This is a genomic window from Catenulispora rubra (assembly GCF_015356825.1).
In the GTDB taxonomy this organism is placed as follows: Bacteria; Actinomycetota; Actinomycetes; order Streptomycetales; family Catenulisporaceae; genus Catenulispora; species Catenulispora rubra.
In genome coordinates this window covers 22,302-44,224 of the sequence record NZ_JAACYW010000023.1, presented here as the reverse complement: position 1 = coordinate 44,224, position 21,923 = coordinate 22,302, and the positions used below count along the sequence as shown (strand labels likewise).

The 21,923-nt window shown below is 71.3% G+C and carries 17 protein-coding genes; 11 read left to right on the top strand and 6 right to left on the bottom strand.

Annotated features, from left to right (window positions below; translation table 11 throughout):
• Positions 1–16 precede the first annotated feature (16 nt).
• Positions 17–1,096, top strand: a complete 1,080-nt coding sequence (locus tag GWK61_RS09480) for a hypothetical protein (RefSeq protein WP_194907240.1) — start codon at positions 17–19, stop codon at positions 1,094–1,096.
• Positions 1,097–1,171: 75 nt separating this feature from the next.
• Here the strand turns inward: GWK61_RS09480 and purU are convergent, their stop codons facing one another.
• The 3 genes from purU to GWK61_RS09465 form a co-directional block, all read right to left on the bottom strand.
• A complete protein-coding gene (purU, locus tag GWK61_RS09475) occupies positions 1,172–2,056 on the bottom strand; it encodes a formyltetrahydrofolate deformylase (protein WP_194907238.1) in 885 nt (294 codons plus the stop codon).
• A gap of 82 nt (positions 2,057–2,138) precedes the next feature.
• Positions 2,139–2,660 (bottom strand): glutathionylspermidine synthase family protein, encoded by a 522-nt coding sequence (locus GWK61_RS09470; RefSeq protein WP_194907230.1) that lies wholly within the window; start codon positions 2,658–2,660, stop codon positions 2,139–2,141.
• Entirely contained in the window at positions 2,660–3,001 is a 342-nt protein-coding gene (locus GWK61_RS09465; protein WP_194907219.1) for a hypothetical protein, read from the bottom strand. Before GWK61_RS09465 ends, GWK61_RS09470 begins: the two co-directional genes overlap by 1 nt.
• A gap of 155 nt (positions 3,002–3,156) precedes the next feature.
• Here GWK61_RS09465 and GWK61_RS09460 point away from each other — a divergent pair, with 155 nt between their 5' ends.
• Positions 3,157–4,188: an NAD(P)/FAD-dependent oxidoreductase gene (locus GWK61_RS09460; RefSeq protein WP_194907217.1), complete on the top strand. Its 1,032-nt coding sequence runs from the start codon at positions 3,157–3,159 to the stop codon at positions 4,186–4,188.
• A gap of 74 nt (positions 4,189–4,262) precedes the next feature.
• Here the strand turns inward: GWK61_RS09460 and GWK61_RS09455 are convergent, their stop codons facing one another.
• On the bottom strand, positions 4,263–5,819 hold the full coding sequence (locus tag GWK61_RS09455) for an AMP-binding protein (protein ID WP_194907215.1): 1,557 nt from the start codon (positions 5,817–5,819) through the stop codon (positions 4,263–4,265).
• Positions 5,820–6,000: 181 nt separating this feature from the next.
• Here GWK61_RS09455 and GWK61_RS09450 point away from each other — a divergent pair, with 181 nt between their 5' ends.
• The gene (locus GWK61_RS09450) at positions 6,001–7,119 is read left to right on the top strand and encodes an LLM class flavin-dependent oxidoreductase (protein ID WP_194907214.1); all 1,119 of its coding nucleotides are present in this window, start codon (positions 6,001–6,003) and stop codon (positions 7,117–7,119) included.
• Positions 7,120–7,138: 19 nt separating this feature from the next.
• On the opposite strand, the gene GWK61_RS09445 is transcribed toward GWK61_RS09450, so the two are convergent.
• The gene (locus tag GWK61_RS09445; RefSeq protein WP_194907212.1) at positions 7,139–7,771 is read right to left on the bottom strand and encodes a cysteine hydrolase family protein; all 633 of its coding nucleotides are present in this window, start codon (positions 7,769–7,771) and stop codon (positions 7,139–7,141) included.
• Positions 7,772–7,920: 149 nt separating this feature from the next.
• Here GWK61_RS09445 and GWK61_RS09440 point away from each other — a divergent pair, with 149 nt between their 5' ends.
• From GWK61_RS09440 to GWK61_RS09420, 5 genes are all read left to right on the top strand, one after another.
• Positions 7,921–9,207: an acyl-CoA dehydrogenase family protein gene (locus GWK61_RS09440; RefSeq protein ID WP_323747474.1), complete on the top strand. Its 1,287-nt coding sequence runs from the start codon at positions 7,921–7,923 to the stop codon at positions 9,205–9,207.
• A complete protein-coding gene (locus GWK61_RS09435; protein ID WP_194907210.1) occupies positions 9,207–10,253 on the top strand; it encodes an acyl-CoA dehydrogenase family protein in 1,047 nt (348 codons plus the stop codon). Before GWK61_RS09440 ends, GWK61_RS09435 begins: the two co-directional genes overlap by 1 nt.
• A gap of 423 nt (positions 10,254–10,676) precedes the next feature.
• Entirely contained in the window at positions 10,677–11,672 is a 996-nt protein-coding gene (locus GWK61_RS09430; RefSeq protein WP_194907208.1) for a CpaE/TadZ family protein, read from the top strand.
• Positions 11,662–13,713 carry a TadA family conjugal transfer-associated ATPase gene (locus tag GWK61_RS09425; RefSeq protein WP_194907206.1) on the top strand — a complete coding sequence of 684 codons (2,052 nt, stop codon included), beginning with the start codon at positions 11,662–11,664 and terminating at the stop codon, positions 13,711–13,713. Before GWK61_RS09430 ends, GWK61_RS09425 begins: the two co-directional genes overlap by 11 nt.
• Before the next feature lies 1 nt (position 13,714).
• Positions 13,715–16,570 carry an AfsR/SARP family transcriptional regulator gene (locus tag GWK61_RS09420; RefSeq protein ID WP_194907204.1) on the top strand — a complete coding sequence of 952 codons (2,856 nt, stop codon included), beginning with the start codon at positions 13,715–13,717 and terminating at the stop codon, positions 16,568–16,570.
• Between the two features lie 181 nt (positions 16,571–16,751).
• On the opposite strand, the gene GWK61_RS09415 is transcribed toward GWK61_RS09420, so the two are convergent.
• Complete coding sequence (locus tag GWK61_RS09415) at positions 16,752–17,687, bottom strand: cyclase family protein (RefSeq protein ID WP_194907202.1); 936 nt, start codon at positions 17,685–17,687, stop codon at positions 16,752–16,754.
• A 125-nt stretch (positions 17,688–17,812) separates the two neighbouring features.
• On the opposite strand from GWK61_RS09415, the gene GWK61_RS09410 reads away from it, so the two are divergent.
• The 3 genes from GWK61_RS09410 to GWK61_RS09400 are packed head-to-tail and all read left to right on the top strand — an operon-like array spanning position 17,813 to position 21,921.
• Complete coding sequence (locus tag GWK61_RS09410; protein ID WP_194907200.1) at positions 17,813–18,739, top strand: SDR family oxidoreductase; 927 nt, start codon at positions 17,813–17,815, stop codon at positions 18,737–18,739.
• Positions 18,736–19,815 carry a Zn-dependent alcohol dehydrogenase gene (locus GWK61_RS09405; RefSeq protein ID WP_194907198.1) on the top strand — a complete coding sequence of 360 codons (1,080 nt, stop codon included), beginning with the start codon at positions 18,736–18,738 and terminating at the stop codon, positions 19,813–19,815. The genes GWK61_RS09410 and GWK61_RS09405 overlap by 4 nt, the downstream gene beginning before the upstream one ends.
• A gap of 24 nt (positions 19,816–19,839) precedes the next feature.
• Entirely contained in the window at positions 19,840–21,921 is a 2,082-nt protein-coding gene (locus GWK61_RS09400) for a DUF6311 domain-containing protein (RefSeq protein ID WP_194907196.1), read from the top strand.
• The last annotated feature ends 2 nt before the right edge of the window (positions 21,922–21,923 follow it).

Genomic DNA, 21,923 nt, shown 5'->3' with positions numbered 1-21,923 from the left:
GAGAACTGTGAAGGACATGCGTGAGCTGTTGTCCGGCGCCCTCCCCGCGCCGCAGGACGAGCCGCCGCAGCGGGACGTCATCGACCCCGCGATGGACTGGGGCGCTCGCCGGCGTCGCCGGGACTGGACGCTGACCGGAGCGGCGGCGTTGGCCGTGGTCGCGTTGGCGACCGGGGTCGCCGCGCTGAGCGGCGGGGGCGGAAGCCGGGGCGACGCCGCCGCCCCCGGCGGGCAGGCACCGACGGGCGTCTCGACGCACCGCTCGATGGGAGGCGTCTCGTCGCAGCCGACGGGTTCGGGGCCGACTCAGGACTGCCAATCCCCGGGAAACCTCAAGGGGAGTCTGGCGGATTTCTGCAAGGTGTTCGACGAGCAGCGGAACTTCAACGCCGACTTCGCCAAGGGCTCGGTGCCGTTCATCCAGGCGGCGCTGCCCCCGGGATTCAGCGTGCGGGCGACGAGTAGCTGGGTGCTCATCCTCACCGGGCCCGACGGCACCACGAACTATCTGTTCCCCTCGACGGAGCCGACAGCGACACTGAACGGGCAGCCGCCGGGTTGCGGCACACCGGCCCCTTCGGGCTGCCTCCAGACCAGCACCGCGGGCGGGCGCGTGGTCGTGAACACCGAGCCTTCGGGCCAGCAGAGTGCCGGCTATTTCGGCGACTTGCCGGACGACGCGCGCGTCGACCTCCTCGTCGGCACCTCCGTCAGCGGCGCGATGAACGGCATCGCGCCACCCACCGCGAAGGTGTCGCTGCTGAGCGACACCCAGCTGGCAAAGATCATGGGCGATCCCCAGCTGCTGCAGTACGCGAAAGCACAGCTCGGCTACCTCAAAGCCCTCAGCCGCCAGTTGGCGGCGCTGATGGAGCCGAGTTCGAGCGGGCCCTACTCCCCTCCGCCGGGATCGGCTTCGGGTTCCGGGGTGCCGTCGAGCGGGACGTCCGGTTGGTCGAGTCCGCCTCTGGGATGGCAGTCGTCGCCCGGGGATCCCTCATGGCACTCGCCTTCGGGAGGGCAGTCGTCGAGCGCGTTGCCGCCGGGGGAGTCGTACAGCCAGCCATCCGGAAGCCAGTCGTCACCTGGCTCGTGACGCTCGTGACCCTCGTGACGCGGTGAGACGAGGCCCTGAGAAGCGCTACGAGCCTTCTCAGGGCCTTCCGCCGGCTCAGGCGAAGATGACCGTCCGGTTCCCGTTCAGCAGCACCCGGTGCTCGGCGTGCCACTTCACGGCCCGCGCCAATACCTGGCACTCGACGTCCCGGCCGACCGCGACCAGCTGCTCCGGGCTGACGCCGTGGCCGACGCGCGCCACCTCCTGCTCGATGATCGGGCCCTCGTCGAGGTCGGCGGTGACGTAGTGCGCGGTGGCGCCGATCAGCTTCACGCCGCGGGCGTGCGCCTGGTGATAGGGCTTGGCGCCCTTGAAGCTCGGCAGGAAGGAGTGGTGGATGTTGATCATCCGGCCCTCCAGCGCCTTGCACACGTCGTTGCCGAGCACCTGCATGTAGCGGGCCAGCACCACCAGCTCCACGCCCCGGCTCTCGACCACGTCCAGCAGCGCCGCCTCGGCCTTCGCCTTGGCCTCGGCGTCCCCGGGGGCGACCGGCAGGTGGACGAAGTCCACGCCGTAGGAGCGGGTCAGGTCCTCGAAGTCGCCGTGGTTGGACACCACGGCCGCGATCCGCACCGGCAGCGCCCCCGTGCTGGCCCGGAACAGCAGGTCGTTCAGGCAGTGCCCGAACTTGCTCACCATCAGCACCACCGGCATCAGCTCGTTGGCGTCGTGGATCCGCCAGGCCATCCGGAACGTCGCGCCGACCGCCGCGAAGCTGCTGTTGAGCTGTTCCAGCGTCACCTCGTCGTGCACCCGCTCGAAGCTGACCCGCATGAAGAACAGGCCCGAGTCGGGGTCGCCGTACTGCTGGCTGTCCAGAATCGTGCAGCCCGTCATGAGGAGGTAGTTCGCGACGCCGTGCACGACACCGGGGGTGTCCGGACACGACAGGGTGAGGACCCACTGCTGCTTCTTCGGATCGGCCATGCCCGTCATTGTCGCTGATCGCGGGCGTTCGTCCCAGTAACCGTCCGGCTGGCGACACTGCCGACGACACCGGGACGCCGCCGGACAGCGGCTACCCGTCGATGACGTGCGGAACGAACCGCGCGTAGGTGTCCGTCACCAGCCCGTCCGACTCCCGGATCCCCAGGCCGGCCGGCTCGCCGTCGACCAGCCATGAACCGAGTACCGCGCGCCCGCCGCCGTCGCTGCCGGGGAACGCCGGAAGTGCGGAGAACTCTTGGTAGACGTACCCTTCCCGACCGTAGTGTCCCGGCTGCTCGAAGTGCTCGCCGCCGGTGACGATACGGATCGAGGCGCCCTCGCGGCCCAGCAGCGGCTTGGCGACGTAGTCCTTCAGGTCGGCGAAGCGGTCGCGGGACACGATGTGCTCGGCCGCGGCCAGGCACATGGCGTGCAGCTCCGCGGTGGTGTCCTCCAGCGCGTCGACCTCGGCCGTGGTCAGGGTGTAGTGCGCGGACTCGTACCAGTACGGGACGACGCGGCCGTCGTCCATGGTCGTCACCGGGAAGACCAGGCCCTGCGACTCGACCGCCTGCTGCCAGCCTTCGCGCGGCTTGCTCTGGACCCTGCGCATCAGCCGCCGTGCCCGCCTTCGCCACCGCCGTGGCCGCCCTCGCCCCCGGAACCGCCGTGGCCGCCGAAGCCGCCGCGGACCACGCCGTGCTCGCCGACCTCGCCGCCGGAGACGCGCTGGCCCAGCCTCAAGCCGCTGCCGCCGCGGTACCAGTGCGCGTAGGTGTAGTTCGTGCCCGTGTCGCCGCAGTACTGGTCCGGGATCACGGTGTTGTCGCGGGTGTCGACGCACCGCTGGTGATCGTCATGGCTGCACCCCGCGACGCCCCAGCCGATCACCGCCGCGGACATCATCCCGCCGACGATCAGTTTCGCGCGCTGTCGTTTGACCTCTTCACGCATGGTGTTCCCCCGATTCCGAGCCCCCGATGCCAAGCGAAGCGCAGCTTACTCCCTTGTTACAAACCGGAACGGCTGCGGAAACACCGTCGAAGCGACCGGGAAACGTCGGTCGGCCATCGTGGGGGCATCGCGTCGCCGACCGAAGGGATCCCACGATGACCAGGAAGATCGTCGTCGTCGGCTGGGGCCTGGCGGCCCACCGCCTCGTCACCGGCCTGCTGAGCGCCGACGCCGACGTGGACGTCACCGTCTACGCCGGTGAGGGCGCCACCGCGTACGACCGCTCCGCGCTGCCCGGCACGCTCGCCGGCGCCGGCGCCGTGCTGCCCGCCCCGGCCGACGCGCGGCTGAACCTGCGGGCCGGGGTCCGGGCCGTGGCCGTGGACCGGATGCACCGACTCGTGCACGGCTCCGACCAGTGGGTGCAGCCCTACGACACCCTGGTCCTGGCCACCGGCGCCAACCCGGTGCTGCCGCCGATCAAGGGCCTGCGCACCGCCGACGGCGAGGATCTGCTCCCGGGCGTCCACTCGGCCCACAACGCCGCCGACTTCCGGCGCCTGGCCGAGGCCGCGGGCACGGCCACGCACGCGGTCGTCATCGGCGGCAGCACCACCGGCCTGGACACTGCGGCGGCGCTGCGCACGATGCGCGCCGAAGACCAGCTGCACGTCGAGCTCATCGACCAGACGCCGGCCCGGCCCGAGATAACGCCGACCGACGCTTACCTCACGCTCCGCCGCACCGGCGTCATCGCCTACCAGGACTGCCGGGTCCGGGCCCTGACACCCGGCCCCGACGGCGCGCTCGAAGCCGTCCTGCTGGCCGACGGCCACCGGCTCTCGTGCGACCTGGCGGTCATCGCGTGCGGCACCGCGCCGAACACCGCGCTGGCGTGGACCTCCGGCCTAGCGGTGGCCCGCGGCATCGTCGTCGACGACACGCTGCGCAGCGTCTCCGACCCGCACATCCACGCGCTCGGGGCGTGCGCCGAGCACCGGCGCAGCCTGTCGGGGCGCCGGGAGACGGTGCTGGCGCAGGCCGACGTGCTCGCGGCCCGGCTGTCCGGGGTCGATCCGCAGCGCACCTACCGCGGGCCCGTGGCGCCGCCCGCGCCGAACGCCACGCCGAGCACCGTCACCGTCGTGGCGGAGGCCGAAGCACTTCTCAGGGCCGCAGCAGCCTGAGAACGGGGTCGATCAACGACGCCCGACCCGTAGGTGGCGGTACCAGTACACCCCGCTGGTACCGCCACCTCGTACTAGTCCCGGAACCGGGCCACCAGATCGCGTTTGATGACCTTCCCGGTCGGGTTCCGCGGCAGGCAGTCCACGACTTCCAACTGCTCCGGCAGCTTGTGCGTGATCAGCCCCGCCGCCTTGAGGAACGCGACCATCTCGGCGAAGTCCAGCGGCTCGGCATCCTCGGTGCTCCCCGCCCCCTCCGCGGCGACGACCACCGCGCAGACCCGCTCCCCGCGCTCGGCGTCCGGCAGACCGATCACGGCCGCCTCGGCCACCCGGGGGTGGGTGAACAGCAGGTCCTCGATCTCCTTGGCCGAGATGTTCTCGCCCTTGCGGATGATGATGTCCTTGAGCCGTCCGGTGATGCGCACGAAGCCGTCGGCGTCGATCGTCCCCAGGTCGCCGGTGCGGAAGTAGCCGTCTGCGTCGAACGCGTCGGCGTTCAGCCCGGTGTCCACGTACCCGAGCATCAGCTGCGGTGCCTTGGCCCGGAGCTCCCCCTCCTCGCCGGGCTCGGCGCGCTTGCCCTCCAGCGTCACCACCCGCAGCTCGACGCCGGGCATCGCGCGGCCCTCGGAGTCGTCGAGCGCGGACTGCGGGTCGTGGACCGTGGACATGGTCAGGATCGGCGCCTCGGTCAGGCCCCAGCCCGCGACGACGCCCAGGCCGCCGACCTCGTCGCGGATCTGCGCGTGCAGCGTCGGCGGCCGCGGCGCCCCGCCGCCGTTGCAGAGCCGGAAGTACGGGAACGCGCGCTGCCCCGGCCGGGTCTTCACGAACTCGCGCTGGGCTTTGAGGTAGGCCAGGTGGAACGGTGTGCCCGAGCCGCCGAGCGTCACCTTCTCCCGGCCGAACAGGTCGACGGCCGCCGCCGGGTCGAACCGGTCCAGCAGGACGTTCGGCAGCCCGGCCATCAGGGACGACGCCAGCCAGATGGGGCCGGCGACGTGCGTGAGCGGGAAGGCCATCCCGTTGATGTCCTCGGCGGTCAGCTCCAGGCAGGCGCGCATGCCGCGCGCCGCCGCGAGGATCGCGGTGTCGGTGTGCCGGGCGCCCTTGGGGTCGGCGGTGGTGCCCGAGCTGTAGAAGTACCAGCGCAGCTCGCGCTCCGCAGGGGCCTGATAGGCCGGGAGCACCGCCGGATCGCCTTCGGGCAGCGTGCGATCGGCGGCCATGTGCCGCGTCGCGGTGCCCTCGGTCAGCCGCGCGATCATCGCCGCGAAGTCGAAGCCGCCGAACTCTGAGGGCGTGATCACCACCTCCGGCGCGATCTGCCGGATGATGAACCCGACCTCGCGGTCGCGGTAGATGGGGATGATCGGGTTCTGGACCGCGCCGAGCCGGCTCAGCGCGGCCATCAGGACGTAGCCCACGTTCCACGTCGGCAGCTGCCAGGACACCACGGTCCCGGCGCGTACGCCTAGGTCGTAGAGCCCGGCGGCGGTGCGCAGCGCGGCGTCGCGGAACTCGCCGTTCGTCATGCGCGAGCCGCCGGAGTCCACCAGCAGCTCGCACTCCGGGTCGGCCTCGGCGCGGCGCTCGATCAGCTGCCACAGACTCTCGGCGTCCAACATCTCCGCGTCCTCCAGCTCAGATCTGACGGTGAGTCAGTCTTACTCCGGCCCGCGATCAGGCGGAAGAGCCGTGCCTCTTGCGACCGCAAAGCCGATCAGTACGATATCTGACGGTGCGTCAGATGGCACTGTGTCAGCCCGCGCCCTCCCGCGCTCAACACGACCGACGAAGGAGCACACCGTGGAGTTCGGCCTCTTCAACAGCCTCTACGTACCGCAGAACCACCCCGACATCACGGAGGCCAGCCGGCTCCGCGATGAGATCGAGCTGGTCAAGGCGGCCGACCGGTCCGGCTTCAAGTACACCTGGGCCACCGAGCACCACTTCCTCGACGAGTACTCGCACCTGTCCGCCAACGAGGCCTTCCTGGGCTACCTCGCCGCCGCCACCGAGCGCATCCACGTCGGCTCCGGCATCTTCAACATCACCCCGCCGGTCAGCCACCCGGCCCGCGTCGCCGAAAAGGTGGCGGTCCTGGACCACCTGTCCGGCGGCCGCTTCGAGTTCGGCGTAGGCCGCGGCTCCTCAACCACCGAGACCAAGGGCTTCGGCATCGAGGACTCCGACCTGACGCGCGAGATGGTCGACGAGACCCTGCCCCAGATCGTCCGGATGTGGAAGGAGACGGACTACTCCTTCCAGGGCCGCTTCTTCTCCATGCCCCAGCGCAACGTCCTGCCCAAGCCCCTGACCAACCCGCACCCCCCACTCTGGGTCGCAGCCGGCTCCCCGGGCACCTTCAAGAAGGCCGCCGAAATGGGCATCGGCGTCCTCTGCTTCGCCCAGGCCTCAATGGACGATCTGGCCAAACTGATCGCCATCTACAAGGAGGAGATCGACCGCTGCGAGAACCCAGTCGGCGGCTACATCAACAACAACGTCATGGTCACCTCCCAACTGGTGTGCCTGGAGGACGGCCAGCGAGCCCGCGAAGTCGCCGCCACAATGGGCTCGGGCTACCACCAGAGCCTGCTGTGGAAGTACCTGGACACTTTCCCGCGCCCCCAGTGGGTGAACGACCTCGGCGGCCGGATCCCGGAGATGGACCGCGCCACAATCGACGCGGTGATCGAAGCCAAGCAAATGTGCATCGGCACCCCGGAGGAGGTCGCCGGCGCGGTAGCGGCAGTGGAGGCGATCGGCGCGGACCAGCTGGTGTTCGGGATGCTGTCCACGGCGATGCCGATCGACGTGGCGATCGAGTCGGTGGAGACCTTCGGACGAGAGGTGCTGCCGCGATTCGACACCGATCCGGTGCACTCGACGACGCGGCAGCGGGAGGCTCAGATCGGGCGCTGAGTCTGGCGAACCCCCTGCCTCACCGGCTCCAGGCCGCGGCGAGACCGGTGCTGGTCGTCAGCACGGCCAGCACCGCCAAGGTGTTCTCGATCATCGCCTCCGCATACGCCGCCGGCACCCCGGCCACCGCGTCCCGCGGCAGCACCACGTCGAAGCCGGCGTTCACGGCGTCCATCACCAGGTTCGTGATCGCGACGTTCACCGACAGCCCGACCGGGATCAGCGTCCTGGCGCCCAGGTTGCGCAGCACCGCGGCCAGGCCGGAGTCGTACATCGGCCCCAGCCCGTGGTACCGGGGCAGTTCGATGTCTGTGTCCAGCAACCCGATCTCATCGATCACCGCGGCCGCCTTCGACCCCGGCAGCAGGTCCTCGACGTCCTCGCGCCGCGCCGACTTCAGCGCCGCTGCGAACAGCCGGGCGTTGGTGTTCGCGCCGCGGGTGTCGGGGCGGCGGTAGACCGTGGCGTGGATGACCGGGACGCCGGCCGCGCGGGCGGCGTCCACCACCCGCACCATGGCCGGGATGTGCGGCCGCGCCGCGGCGGCGAGGTCCGGGAAAAGGGCCGATGGGCCCAGGACGCCGTTCTGCACCTCGGAGGTGACCACGGCGCAGCGGGACGGCTCCAGCATCGCGTTCAGATCGACCGGCATGCCGGGCACGGTAGCTGACGCGGCATCAGAAGTGGAGCGGGTCTTGTCGCCTGCGAGCGCTGGCAATACGCTCACCTGACGGACCGTCAGATTCACTCGACCCGCTATTCACCTCCAGATCCAGATCCCGGATACCGCCAGGAGCCGCCGTGCAGCTGCGTGACACCCCGGACCAACAGCGGTTCCGCGAAGACCTGCGCACCTGGCTCCACACCGTCCTGCCGACCCTGGACCCGCAGCCCTCCCAGGACGACTGGCCGGCCCGCCGCACCTACGACTCCCACTGGCAAGCCCTGCTCCACCAAGCCGGCTACGCCGGCCTGAACTGGCCCATCGAATACGGCGGCCGCGGCGCGACCCCGACTGAGCACCTGATCTTCCTCGAAGAGTCCGAACTCGCCGGCGCCCCTTACGTCGGCGTCAACTTCGTCGGCCTGCTGCACGCCGGCCCCACGCTGATCGCGGAGGCGACGCCGGCGCAGCGCGAGCGCCACATCCCGGCGATACTGCGCGGCGACGAGATCTGGTGCCAGGGCTTCTCCGAGCCGGACGCCGGCTCCGACCTGGCCGCGCTGCGGACCCGCGCGGTGCGCGACGGCGGGCACTACGTCGTCAACGGCCGCAAGATCTGGACCTCGCACGCCGAGGTCGCAGACTTCTGCGAACTGCTGGTGCGCACCGGCCCGGCGGACGGTCCGAAGCACCAGGGCATCACCTGGCTGATCATGCCGATGGGCGCCCCCGGCGTGACGCTGCGCCCGCTGATGACCGCCGGCGGCTCGACCGAGTTCTCCGAGATGATCCTGGAGGACGTGCGGATCCCGGTCACGAACCGGGTCGGGGCCGAGGGCGACGGCTGGCGGATCGCGATGGTGACGTTCGCCTTCGAGCGCGGCACGGGCTTCGTCTCCGAGGTGGTGTGGGCGCGCCGACGGCTGGTGGAGATCGCCGCGCTGGCCCGGGAGAACGCGACCTGGGAGGACTCCGGCATCCGGCGACGGATCGCCCGGCTGGCGGCCGAGTTCGACGCCCTGTGGGCCCTGGTGAAGCGGAACGTTTCAGAGGCCGAGCATTCCGCGGCGGGCATCCCGGGCCCCGGTTCCTCAGTTTTCAAGTTGAGGTTTTCCGAGGCCCGACAACACCTTGACGATCTCCACGCCGATGTCCGCGGCCGGGACGCACTGTCGTTCGACGACGACCTGTGCACCTACGATGGCGAGCCGGGCTACGAACGTCTCAGATCCCTGGCATACACGATCGCCGCCGGAACCTCGCAGGTCCAGCGCAACATCATCGGCGAGCGGATCCTGGGCCTGCCCAAGGAGCCCTCGGTGTCGGCAACGGCGGCAACAGCGGCGGCGGCACCAGCACCGGCACCGGCACCGGCACCACCCTCGGCGACAGCGGCCAGGACCGTGAAGGAGGGCGCGCGCTAATGGACTTCCGGCCGACCCAGGACCAGCAAGCACTCGCCGGCGCGGTCCGCGACGTGCTGGCCAAGCACCCCGCGCCGGGAACCCCGGGACAGGAAGCAGCAGAAGCACCCGGGCCCGGCATCGGCGGCGTGGACGTCGCCCTGTGGCGTGACCTGGCCGAGCTCGGGATCTTCGGCGTCCGGGTCCCCGAGACGGACGGCGGCCTGGGCCTCGGCCACCCCGAATCAGTGCACGTCTTCGAAGAGCTGGGCCGCGCGCTGGCGACCGGCCCCTTCACCGCGACCGCACTGGCCGCATCGCTGCTGCCGGAGTACGCGAGCGGCCGGTACCGAGTGGGACTCGGCGACCTGACATGCGGCGATCAGCAGATACAGATCCTGGAGCACCTGGACGCCCTGGACGCGCTGCTGGTCATCGAGATCGTCGAAGGCGAGACCCCCGGCGTCGCCGGACACAGCCAGGTCCTGCGCGTGGAGCCGATCGAGCTGCGCGCCGATCCCGTCCCCCACCCCGTGGACCCCTGCGTCCCGCTGCACCGGCTGCGCCAGAAGCCGCTGCGCGGCGAGATCGTCGGCGACGCCGGCACCGCCGACGCGCTGCTGCGCGAGGGCGCCCTGCTCACCGCTGCCTACCAGGTCGGCATCGCCGCGGTCCTGACCGAGCGCGCCGTCGCCTACGCCAAGCAGCGCACGCAGTTCGGCCGGGCCATCGGCTCCTTCCAGGCGGTCAAGCACCTGTGCGCGGACATGTTCGCGCGCGCCGAGCTGGCCCGCGCCGCCGTGCACTCGGCCGCGGTGCTGCTCTCGGACGAGGCGGCCGGCCACGACGGCACCGACCTGCCGACCGCCGCGGCCGCGGTGTCCACGGCCAAGCTGCTCGCCGACGAGGCGGCGGTGGCGAATGCGAGGTCTGCGATCCAGGTGCACGGCGGCATGGGCTGCACGTGGGAGATGGGTCTGCACTTCTACCTCAAGCGGGCCTGGGCCCTGTCGCTGGCGTACGGCCGCGCCGCGGACCACGCGGACCTGATCTCCGAATCCCTGTAAGGGAAATCCCGCGCGACACACCCGTCACAACGGCACGCCACCCGCCTGCGGCAAGCACCGGTCATCACCCCCACACTCAGGCGTTGATTGATGGCGAATATTGACACTCTGGGACGCGGCGCCTATACAGGGTTCTCTGGCGTAATCACAGAGAACCCCCAGCTCAGCACCTCACCGGCGGCCTCAGGGGCCGCACATCGGAGCAGGTGGGACCCTGCTCGCCCGGCGCGACAGGGCCCTGCGACACCGGTGGCGATCCCGACCAATCCACAGGACTACATCGGTCGCGACTGGTTACAACTGAATCAGAGTTCTCATTGGTTTCAGCGGGAACCCGACAGCGTCGAAACGATCAGAATAAGTCCGCGCAATGCCACACAGAACCACCGCGCTACCGAACAACCGGGAAAGAGCTCAGCCGATGTGTACCGCACCCGCCCCACCGCCCGCCGGCGGCGGCGTCAGCCCGAGCGCGCCGTCCGTCCCGCCGACGGCGGCCGCAGCAGCAGGCCGCCGCCCGGTCCGACGTCCGGTCCGACGACCGCGGGGACCCGCGACCCCGGGTGCGCCATGGCGATGATCTGCCTGGTGTCGGCCAAGAACTCGCCCGGAGTGACCACCACCGCGGTGGCACTGGCCGAGGCGTGGCCGCGTCCGGTGCTGCTGGCCGAGTGCGACCCGCGGTACGGCGACATCGTGGCCGGCTACCAGCAGGGCGGCGGCGACGTGGCCAAGGGGCTGCTCGGACTGGCCGCGATCCACCAGCACGCCGACATCCGGCAGGAGGTCTTCCGCTACGTCCAGCCGCTGAGCCCGAGCTCCCCGGCCCGGTTCCTGGCCGGAGTCCAGGTGCCGGCGCAGGCCGCCGCGGTGTCAGTGCTCTGGGAGCCGCTGTCCCGGGTGCTGCCCGCGCTGGTGGTGAAGCGGCGCACGGTGGACGTGCTCGTGGACTGCGGGCCGCTGCACGCCCCGTACGCGCCGCTGCCCCTGATCCAGCACGCCGACCTGGTGCTGATCGTGACCGGCGACCACCTGGAGCAGATCCGCGCGGCGCACGACGCGGTCGGGACGATCACCGAGCGGCTGGCCGCCGCCCGGCCGCACGCCGACCCGCGCTGGTGCCTGGCCGGCGTGGTGATCCCGCCCGGCGCGCGCCGCCACAACGAGCGCGCGGCGATCGAGCAGGCGCTGGACATCGACGTGATCGCCGAGGTGCGGCACGACACGAAAGTCGGCGCGGAGCTGCTGGGCCGCCGGAACCTCCCGAACGGTTATTCACGCTCGGGATACATGAGGGACATCCGGGAGTTGCAAGCTGCTATCGACCGCCAGTTGAACCGCCCGGCTCCGCCGGCGCGCACCGTCGCCTCGAACCGCCGGCTGACGGTGGTACCCGGGGAGGCCGCCCATGCCGGCTGACAAGTTCGACCCGAGGCACGCACAGGGCGGCGGGCCGGGCCGGTCGCGCGGCAGCGGCCGCAGCGACCAGGTCTCGGAGCTGCGCGACGCGATCGCCTTCCTGAACCGGGAGAGTGTCGCGCTCCCCGATCCCGGGCCCCCGCCGTGGGAGAACCACCCGCCGGCCGATCCGTCGCGCCCTGCCGCTGCCGTCCCCGGAGGACCGAAGCCGCCGCTGGCGCCGGTCCGCGAACTCGGGCCGCCGCCGGGCAGGCCTGCCGCCCACGCCCTGCCTCCCGCGCCGCCCCCGCTTGTGGAGAACGCCTTGCACTTCCAAGGAGCGCAGGGCGCCAACCGTCGCCAGCTCCCACCGCCACCACCGTCCCAGCCGCTGGCCCAGCCTCTGTCCCAGCCCCAGCCCTTGTCCCAACCCCCGGCCCCGGCCCAGCCCCTGGACGAAGGGACGAACCGCTCGCGGCACGAGCTCGCACTCCGCTTCGGCGGCGGCTCGGAGTTTCCGCCGGATCCCAAGCCCGCGCAGGGGATCCACGCGTTCTCGGCGGTCGACTGGCCGGGCGTCGACGTCATCCGCAAGCAGGTGCGCGAGCGGATCACCGAGCAGTTCCCGCGCCCCGACTCCGGCACCGACGAGCAGCGCCGGGCCTTCGGCATGGCGGTCATCGAGGAGGCGGTGAACTCCTGGTCGGCCCGGGCCACGGCGCGCGGGCAGTCGGTCGACGACGCGCGCCAGGACGCGATGCGCCGGGCCGCGGGCGCCTCCGTCTTCGGCATGGGCGGCCTGGCCCCGATGCTGGACCACCCGGACGTGGAAACGATCGAATACCGGGGCTGCGACGACGGCCACGTCGTCTACACCGACGGCCGGGTGGAGAAGGCGCCGCGGATCGCCTCGTCGGACGAGTCGCTGCTGGCCGACATGCGGACCTGGGCCGCCCGGCGTCATCGGGTCCTGACTCCCGCCGAGCCGCTGCTCGACCTGACCGTGGACGGCGGCGCGCGGCTGACCGCTACCATCGGCGTGTCCCGGCGCCCGACGCTGGTCGTGCGCCGGCACCGGGTCGTGAAGGTGACGCTGGACGACCTGGTGGTGCGCGGCATGGTGTCGCCGGCGATCGCGGCGTTCCTGCGCAGCGCAGTGCTGGCCGGGCAGACGATCGTGGTCACCGGGCCGCTCGACGCCGGCAAGACGACGCTGCTGCGCGCGCTAGCCGCCGAGATCCCGGTGATGGAGCGGTACGCGACGGTCGAGGCGGAGTTCGAGCTCAACCTGGACGAGATCGGGCGGCATCCGCGGATGGTCGCCTACCAGTCCTGGCCGGGGACCGCCGAGCGCGGCCCGGACGGCCGCCGGATCGGCGAGGTGACGCTGTCCGACGTCATCGAGGTGGCGCTGCGGATGAACGTGGCGCGGCTGGTGGTCGGCGAGGTGCGCGGCACGGAGGCGGCCACGCTGCTGGAGGCCGTGTCGACCGGCGGCCGGGCGGCGCTGTGCGCGATCCACTCCGGATCCTCGCGGGAGGCGTTCAACAAGTTCGTGATGCTGTGCATGCGGACGACGATGAGCAGAGATTTTATGAGCAGAGACTCGGCGGTCCAGCTGGCCGCGGAGACCCTGCACTACATCGTCGACATCCGGATGGACACCGAACCCGCGACCGACATGCGGGAGCCGCGCGCCACCGGCCGTTATGTGGACCGGGTGGTCGAGATCAACGGGCTCGGGGACCGGCTGGCGCCGGTCGTCACCGAGGTGTTCGCCCCGGGGCCGGACGGCCGCGCGGTGTTCGCGCAGCGGCCGGAGCGGCTGGCGACGTTGCAGCGCGCCGGGTTCGACCCCAAGTGGTTCCTGTACGGGAACGACCAGTGGTACGTCGCCCCGACGCCGGCCGCGCAGAACGTGTCCCGGCCCGCGCCGCACCAGCAGCGCGAGGGCGGGCGTGGCTTCCAGAACATGACACCGGTGCCGAAGCCGTCCCTGACCGAGCAGGACGTCTTCGACCGGCAGTACCTGCACGAGCGGCGGCGGTTGGACCAGGAGTGACATGGCGGACGACGGGGGCGTCGCGCAGGCGAGGCCGCGATCGGGTGCGGTTTCCGTTTCGGCTTCGGGGCAGGAGGCCCCGGAGTACCAGACGTATGTCGTGCGCAAGGGCGACTCGCTGTGGCGGATCGCCGAGGAGCAGTTGGGCGATCCGAACCGCTTCGCGGACATCGCCGAGCTGAACGACGGCCGGCGGATGCCGGACGGGACGGTGTTCAGCTACGTCGAGTTCCTGCAGTCGGGGTGGGTGCTGATCATGCCGCCGGACATGGGGCGACACCGGCCGGCCCCGGCCGGGGAGCGCGGGCGGTTGGCGCTGGAGGCGGGGACTGGTACTAGCGGTTCTGACGTTGCCGCCGGCGGTGCGGGAACGGCCGGCGACCCGCGCCGCGAGTCCACGTTCGCCATGACCCGCAACGACTCCGGCAAGACGGTCGCGGCGACCGGCGGGCTGCTGGCCGCCGGCGTGTTGAGCGCGCTGGGGGACCGGCGGCTGCGCAAGGTCATGCGGCGGCGCCCCGGCGAGCGGATCTCGATGCGGCAGCCGGGGGAGTGGGAGCTGGAACTGAGCCGCGTCGACAACCCGACCGGCCAGGTGCTCATCGACGCCGCGCTCAGGACCCTGAGCGCCCGGCTCACCAAGGCCGACCGGGGGCTGCCGGACATCAGCACGACGGTGCTCAAGTCGCACGGCCTGGAGCTGCACCTGGCGCGTCCGCAGCCGCCGGTCGCGCCGTTCTACGCGGACCCGCAGCGCCCCGGGGTGTGGATCTGCCCGCTCGGGGCGCAGGTCGGTTCGCACCCGGGGCACGCGCCGGCGCCGTATCCGGCGCTGGTGTCGCTGGGCTTTGATGGGGAGGACGACACGGTCCTGGTCGATCTGGAGGCGACCGGCGGGGTCTCGCTGCTGGCCCCGGAGGCCGAAGCAGTATCGGTGCTGCGGGCGATGGCCGTGGAGCTGGCGACCGGGATGGCGGCCGAGCAGGTCGAGGTGACGCTCGTCGGCTTCGGGGCGGAGCTGCCGCCGCTGTTCGCGCCGGGGACGCTGAACCACACCGAGGATCTGGTGCGCGCCGTGGAGGCGCTGGCGCGCTGGTCGGCCGGGGTCGAGGCGGTGCTGGACCGGCGCGGCGTGACGGTGCGCAAGGCGCGGACGCACCCGGACGACGAGCTGGCGCCGATCACGAAGACGCATGTGCTGCTCTCGGCGGTGGCGCCGGACCTGAGGCTGACGCACCGGCTGCGGCACCTGCTGACCGGGCGGCAGCGCACGTCGATCGCGGTGGTGGCGGTGGCCGACGACCGGGAGCAGCTGCTGTCGCCGTGGACGATCGGCGGGCCGGCGTTCCACACGCCGCGGTCGCAGGCCGGGGTGCCCGGGGTCGCGCTGCGGGTGCAGGCGCTGCGGGAGGAGCGCTACGCGGCGGTCGTGCGCGAGCTGTCGGCGGCGGATTCGGATCAGGAGAAGCCGGCGCCGCGCGAGGACGGGGCTTTCAACCTGCCGTCGGTCGCGGCGGTGGAGGCCGAGGGTTCGGGGACGAAGACGCCGTTGCCGAAGCGGAAGCCCGCGCATCCGCGGCGGCATGTCGCGGGGCGGGGGGCCGGTGGTGGTGCCGAGGATGCTTCTTCGTCCCACTCCGAGATGTATCCGGTAGAGCGCGTCGAGCTGATCGCGACGCCGGATCCGGTGCAGCCAAACCGTTTCCGCGTGCCTGTCGACGACCTGTTCCGCGTGGATGCGCTGCTGCCGACCGCACTGCCGACGACCACCGCGCCGTTGCCGGGGCCGGGGACGGCGAAGCAGGTCCGGCTGGCGCTGAAGCCGGCGAACCTGCCGCAGTTCGATCCGGCGGCGGACGGGGAGGAAGAGCCGCCGCCGCCTCGTGCCGAGGATCGGTTGGTGGGAATCGAGGCGGACCTGCCGGGACCGCACGGACGTGCCGCGTTGGCTGCGCCGGGCGCTCAGAGCGCTCACGCCCCGACGGATGCGCGACCGGGTCGGCTGGCGTTGCCGTCTTCTTCGCCGGCGCTGCCCGAGCCTGCCCGCATGGCGACGCCTCGGAAGCCGGGGCAGTGGCAGGGTGCGTATTGGAGTCAGCGCAGGGCTGCTGCGGCGGGGATGCCGAACCGCGCCGAGACGCTCGACGAGTCCGTCGTGCTCGGTCCGTCGTACACGATCGACGTCTTGGGCCCCATAGTGCTCGCCGGTGCGGCCGACGACACGCCGGAGCTCGCCGAGATCGCGGCGTACGTGATGCTGCACCCGGGATGCTCGATGGACCAGCTGGCCGAAGACCTGTGGCCGGCGCGCGCCGGCGCGCTGGGGATCGTGGACGCGCAGGTGATCCAGCTGCGCGAGGCCCTCGGCGCGGACGCCAACGGCGAGCAGCTTCTCCGGATCGCACCGGAGAGCGTGACCCTGGCGCCGTCAGTGTCCTGCGACTGGCTGGAGTTCGTGCACCGCACCCAGAACGGCGAACTGGTCGGCGCCCTGAGCCTGCTCCGTGGCCGCCCCTTCGAAGACGCACCGCTCCGCCGCTACGGCTGGGCCGAAACCCTCCGCCACGAAATGGCGGCGCTGGCGATCGACACGGCCCACTACGTCGCTGAGGCGTGCCTGCGCGAGCAGAGCCCCCGCAGCGCCCGCAAGGCGGCCCTGCGCGGTCTGGCGGCCGCCCCGGAATCAGAACTCTTGTACCGCGACCTCCTGTCCGCGCTGGCCGCCCTCGGCGACCTGCCCGCGGCCCGCCGCCACGCCGACACCCTCCTGGGCTACGCCGAGCGCGAGGGGCTGCCGCTGCAACCGGAGACGGCCGCGATGCTGCGCGACGTGGCGCAGGCGGCCGCGCGAAGCTGACCGGCGACCAGCACCAGCACCCAGCGACGCCGACTCCGACTCCCACGCCAACACCGACACCGACACCGACACCGACCAGGCCAGCGCCGTCTCAGCCGTGGAAGTCGAAGCGGTCGATCAGCGATTCGCGCACCCGGTATGCCGCCATAGCGCGGAGCGGATCCTCGGGCACACCGCGCGCCTACTTCACCGCAACCGGAATCACCGGCGCCCCGACCGCCCGCGTGAAGGGCTCCGGCGAAGCGGTCAGGAAGAACTCGTACACCCCGTCCTCCGCGCAGTCCTCGGCCAGCGCCTCCAGATCCCAGTTCTGCCCCTGCAACATTCCCATCTCCACCAGGTGCAACAGATGCACCGGCAACTGCGCGTCCTCACGCTCCGGCGGGTACACCTCGAAGGCCACGTTGTCCGTCGCGACCGCCGCCACATCGCGTGCGTGGAACCACGGCACCGTCTGCATCGACGGTCCCGACGTCGGGTAGCTGTACGCCAGCTTGTCCCCCGCCTTCAGCGCCGTCATCGCGCCGGTTCGCAGCAGCACGATGTCGCCCGGGCGGATCCGTACCTTCCCGAACTCCGCCGCCGCGTCCAGGTCCTCCGGCGTCAGCGCGTGTCCGTGCGCTGCGTCGCCCAGCCGGGGGACGCCCAGGGCGCGCGCCACGTCCAGCAGCACGCCGCGTCCGACGATCGGCCCCGCCTTGTCGATCCCGCAGTGCGCCGCGCCCGCCGCGGTGATCTCCGAGGCGTCGAAGCCGTTGTAGAGCCGGCCCTCGTACGACACGTGCGCCAGCGCGTCCCAGTGCGTGCACGCCTGGAGGCCCATCTCCACCCGGTCGTCCGAGGTGCGGAACGCGTGCTGCTCCCCCAGCACCTGCGCGTTCACCGTGATCATGGTGCGCTTCGGGTTGTCGCGCCCTTCGACCATGCCGATCTGCGGGCCGTCCTCGTCCAGCGGCACCGCGAGGGTGAAGCGGCGGCCGGCGCGGATCAGCGCCGCCGCCTCCACCACCCGCTCTGGCGTGATCAGGTTCAGGGTCCCGCGTTCGTCCTCGGGGCCCCAACGGCCCCAGTTGTTGACGCGGCGGGCGAGGTCGGTGAACTGCTCGGGCAACGGCATCGCGGTGCTCCCAGGTGCTCCCAGTGATATCTGACACAGCGTCAGTTGGTGCTGTCCACTGTCGCGAACCTTAGCTAACATGCCGTCAGATTCGTACCGTCAGATCTCTCCGAGGAGCGAGCAAGGTGGCCGACTTCCTGGCAGGCAAGGTCATCGTGGTGACCGGCGCGGGCCGCGGCATCGGGCGCGCCGTGGCCCTCGGCTGCGCCGCCGAGGGCGCCTCGGTGGTGGTCAACGACTACGGCGTCTCCGTCGACGGCAGCGAGCCGTCCAGCGAGGTCGCCGAGGCGGTGGCGCAGGAGATCCGGGACGCCGGCGGGCAAGCGGTCCACTGCGCCGACTCGGTGACCACCATGGCCGGCGGGCACCGCATCGTGCAGACCGCGCTGGACGCCTACGGCCGGCTCGACGGCGTGGTGTGCGTGGCCGGGATCCTGCGCGAGCGGATGCTGTTCAACATGGCCGAGGAGGAGTGGGACCCGGTCATCGAGACCCATCTGAAGGGGACGTTCACCGTCTTCCGCGCCGCCAGCGCCGTGATGCGCAAGGCCGGCGGCGGCGCGCTGGTCGGCTTCACCTCCGGCAACCACGCAGGCAGCGTCTCGCAGGCCAACTACAGCGCGGCCAAGGGCGGCATCGTCAGCCTGGTCCGCAGCGCGGCCCTGGGCCTGGGCAGGTACGGCATCACCGCGAACGCCGTGGCCCCGGTGGCGCGCACCCGGATGAGCGCCAACGTCCCGTTCGACATGGCCGAGATGGGGGAGCCGGAGGATGTCGCCCCGCTGGTCGCCTACCTGCTCTCAGAGGCCGCGCGCGACGTCACCGGCCAGATCTACACGGTCGCGGGCCGCCGGATCGCGGTGTGGAACCAGCCGCAGGAGATCCGCTCGATGTACGGCGAGGAGCCCTGGACCGCCGAGTCGATCGCGAAACGGCTGCCGGAGGCGATCGGCGTCGAGACGATGCCGATGATCGCCAAGATGGCCGCCTACGCGAAGGCGACCGAGGAACGCAAGGCGACCGAGGCCGGCCAGGAAGGGGCAGCATCATGAGGGCGGCGGTCTTCGAGAACGGCAAGCTGGAAGTCGTCGACGGTATAGAGGTACGCGGCCCGCGCACCGACGAGATCGTCGTCCGCGTCGGCGCCGCCGGCCTGTGCCACTCCGACCTCAGCGTCGTCAACGGCACCATCCCGTTCCCCGGCCCGGCCGTCCTCGGCCATGAGGGAGCCGGCGTCGTGGAGGAGATCGGCGCGGCGGTGACCCGGGTGAAAACCGGCGACCACGTCTGCCTCACCACGATCAACCACTGCGGGGTCTGCCCTGCCTGCAGCAAGGGCCACCCGACGATGTGCCGCGCGACGTTCGGCAAGATCAGCAAGCCGTTCACCCGCGAGGGCGCCGACGGCGAGATCGAGAAGCTGTTCTCCTTCGCCAACACCTCAGTGTTCACCGAACGCGTCGTAGTCAAAGAAGTACAGGCCGTCCCGATCCCCGAGGACGTGCCGATGGCCTCGGCCGCACTCGTCGGCTGCGGCGTCCTGACCGGGGTCGGCGCGGTCCTGAACCGCGCGAAGGTGGGCATCGGCGAGACCGTCGTGGTGATCGGCGTCGGCGGCATCGGCCTGAACGCGATCCAGGGCGCGCGGATCGCCCGCGCCGGCCGGATCGTCGCGATCGACACCAACCCGCGCAAGGAGGAGGCGGCGCGGCGGTTCGGCGCGACCGACTTCGTCGACCCGAGCGGCCAGGACGTGGTCCAACTGGTCAAGGACCTGCTGCCGCGCGGCGCGGACTACGTCTTCGAATGCGTCGGGCATCCCGCGCTGATCCGCGCCGCGACCGACCTGCTGGCCTGGTCAGGGACCGCGGTGCTGCTCGGCGTGCCGCGCAGCGACGCCGAGGGGACGTTCCTCGTGTCCGGGATGTATATGGACAAAACGATTATGGGCTGCCGATACGGAACCTCACACCCCCAGTTCGACGTCGAAAGGTATGTCGACCTCTATCGGAAGGGAGAGCTACTCCTGGACGAACTGGTCACAAAGACCTACCCTCTGGAGCACATCCACGAGGCGATCCACGACCTGGAGAACGGCTCATTGGCAAGAGGGGTCCTCTTGCTCTGAGACCTACGAGGGGAAGCTAAGGCCGTGACGGAGAGCCCGCGCGGGCAGGGCGCACCGGAGCACGACAGCGAAGCCGCACTGCTCACGGAACCGTCCACGCCCACCCAGCCTTCCGTCCCGGGACAACCCACGCGTGACGATGTCGAGACCGACGGCGTCGGAGCGGCGGTTGTCGGGGACGTCGCAGACGACACGTACACCGCCGACGACCTGGATGCCGCCGGCGACCGCGCCGATGGAATCGACAGCACTGACGGAACCGACAGCACCGCAGACCCCGACGAAACTTCCGCGCCGCACGGCTTCCCGATCGACTCGACCAACCCCCTGGCCCGCGCCGCGAACCGGGTCGTCGAGGAACTCCTCAATCCCAGCACCGGCCTGCTGGTCTCGCTCTGTTACATCGTGGTCGCCGGCTTCCTCACCTGGAAGCTGCTGTTCCACCCGATCGCCGGCGTCCTGGCCGGCAACCCCTACGACCAGTTCTACTTCGAGTGGCAGCTGACCGCCGTCGAGCACGCGCTGACCCACTTCCAGAACCCGCTGTTCACGCACACGATGAACGCCCCCGACGGCATGAACCTCGCGGGGAACCCCCAGATCATCGGTCCGGCGGCGGTCCTGTCCCCGATCACCTACCTGTTCGGCGCACCGGTCTCGTTCGCCCTGCTGACCACCTTCAACCTCGCGGCCACCGCGATCACCTGGCGCTGGTTCCTGCGCCGGCACGTGGTCCGCACCGAGCCCGCGGCCTTCGTCGGCGGCCTGTTCATGGGCTTCTCGCCGTCGATGATGTCGCACTCGCTGGCGCACCCGAACCTGGCCGGACAGTGGCTGGTGCCGCTGATCCTGGCCGGGGTGCTGCGCCTGCGCGAGCCGGAGCATCGCACGCGCAACGGAATCGTTCTCGGCGCTCTGATCGCGGCGCAGGTGTTCGTCGGCGAGGAGCTGCTGTTCCTGACCGCGATGGGCGTCATGCTGTTCTTCGTGGCCTACATCGCGCAACGGCCGCGGCAGTCCTGGGCCGAGGCGGCGACCTTCCTGCGCGGCGCCGGCGTGGCGATCCTCACGGCCGGCGCGCTGCTGGCCTATCCGCTGTCGTTCCAGTTCTTCGGGCCGATGTCGTTCAAGGGCATCCCGTTCGACATCGCCTACTACTCGGCGGATCTGAAGTCCTACGCGGTGTATCCGAACCTGGAGCTGTGGGGCGACCCGGCCAAGCTGGACCCGCTGGCGCCGGGCAACACCGAGCAGGCCGCGCTGGTCGGCTGGGCGCTGCTGCTCGTGGTGGCGCTGCTGGCGGCGTGGCTGGTCCGGAACGCGGCCGCGCGGGCGCTGGTGATCGCCGCGCTGGCCCTGGTGGTGCTGTCCATCGGTCCGACGCCGGTGTTCGACCACGCCTCCATCACCTGGTGGTGGTGGCCGCTGCCGTCGGACGGCGTCTGGGCGCACATCCAGCACCTGCCGCTGTTCTCCTCCAGCCTGCCGATCCGCAGCGCGCTGGCGGTGAGCTGGATCATCGGCATCCTGCTGGCCCTCGGCCTGGACAAGGCGGTCCTGCACCCGCAGCAGGTGCTGCGCGGCGTGGTGTTCGGCAGCGTGGCCGCGGCGCTGATCCCGCTGCTCCCGCGGGTGTTCGACACGTCGCCGCGCACGCCGATCCCGGACTACTTCACGTCGGACGCCTGGAAGGAATGCGTCTCGCCGGGGCACGACACGATCGTCGGCGTCCCGCTGTCCGACGGCGGCGACCGCACCAACCAGACCTGGTCGACGGCCGCGGACACCGGCTTCGCCATCCCGCAGGGCCCGGTGATGTCGCCGACCTCCGCCACCGACAAGCAGGTCGCCTGGGGCAAGAACAACGTGCTGTGGACCGCGCAGTGGCTGTCGTACATCTTCAAGAACGGCGGCGGCGCCACCCCGGCGATCACCCCGTCGATCCAGAACCGGGTGAAGCTGGACCTGGCCACGTGGCAGGCGAACTGTGTCGTCATGGCCGACGGCACCCAGAACCTGGCAGCCGTCAAGACCTTCCTGGACCAGGCGATCGCCCCCGGAAGGATCGAGGGCGGCGTGGTCGTGTGGAAGGAACCCACCGGCTGAGG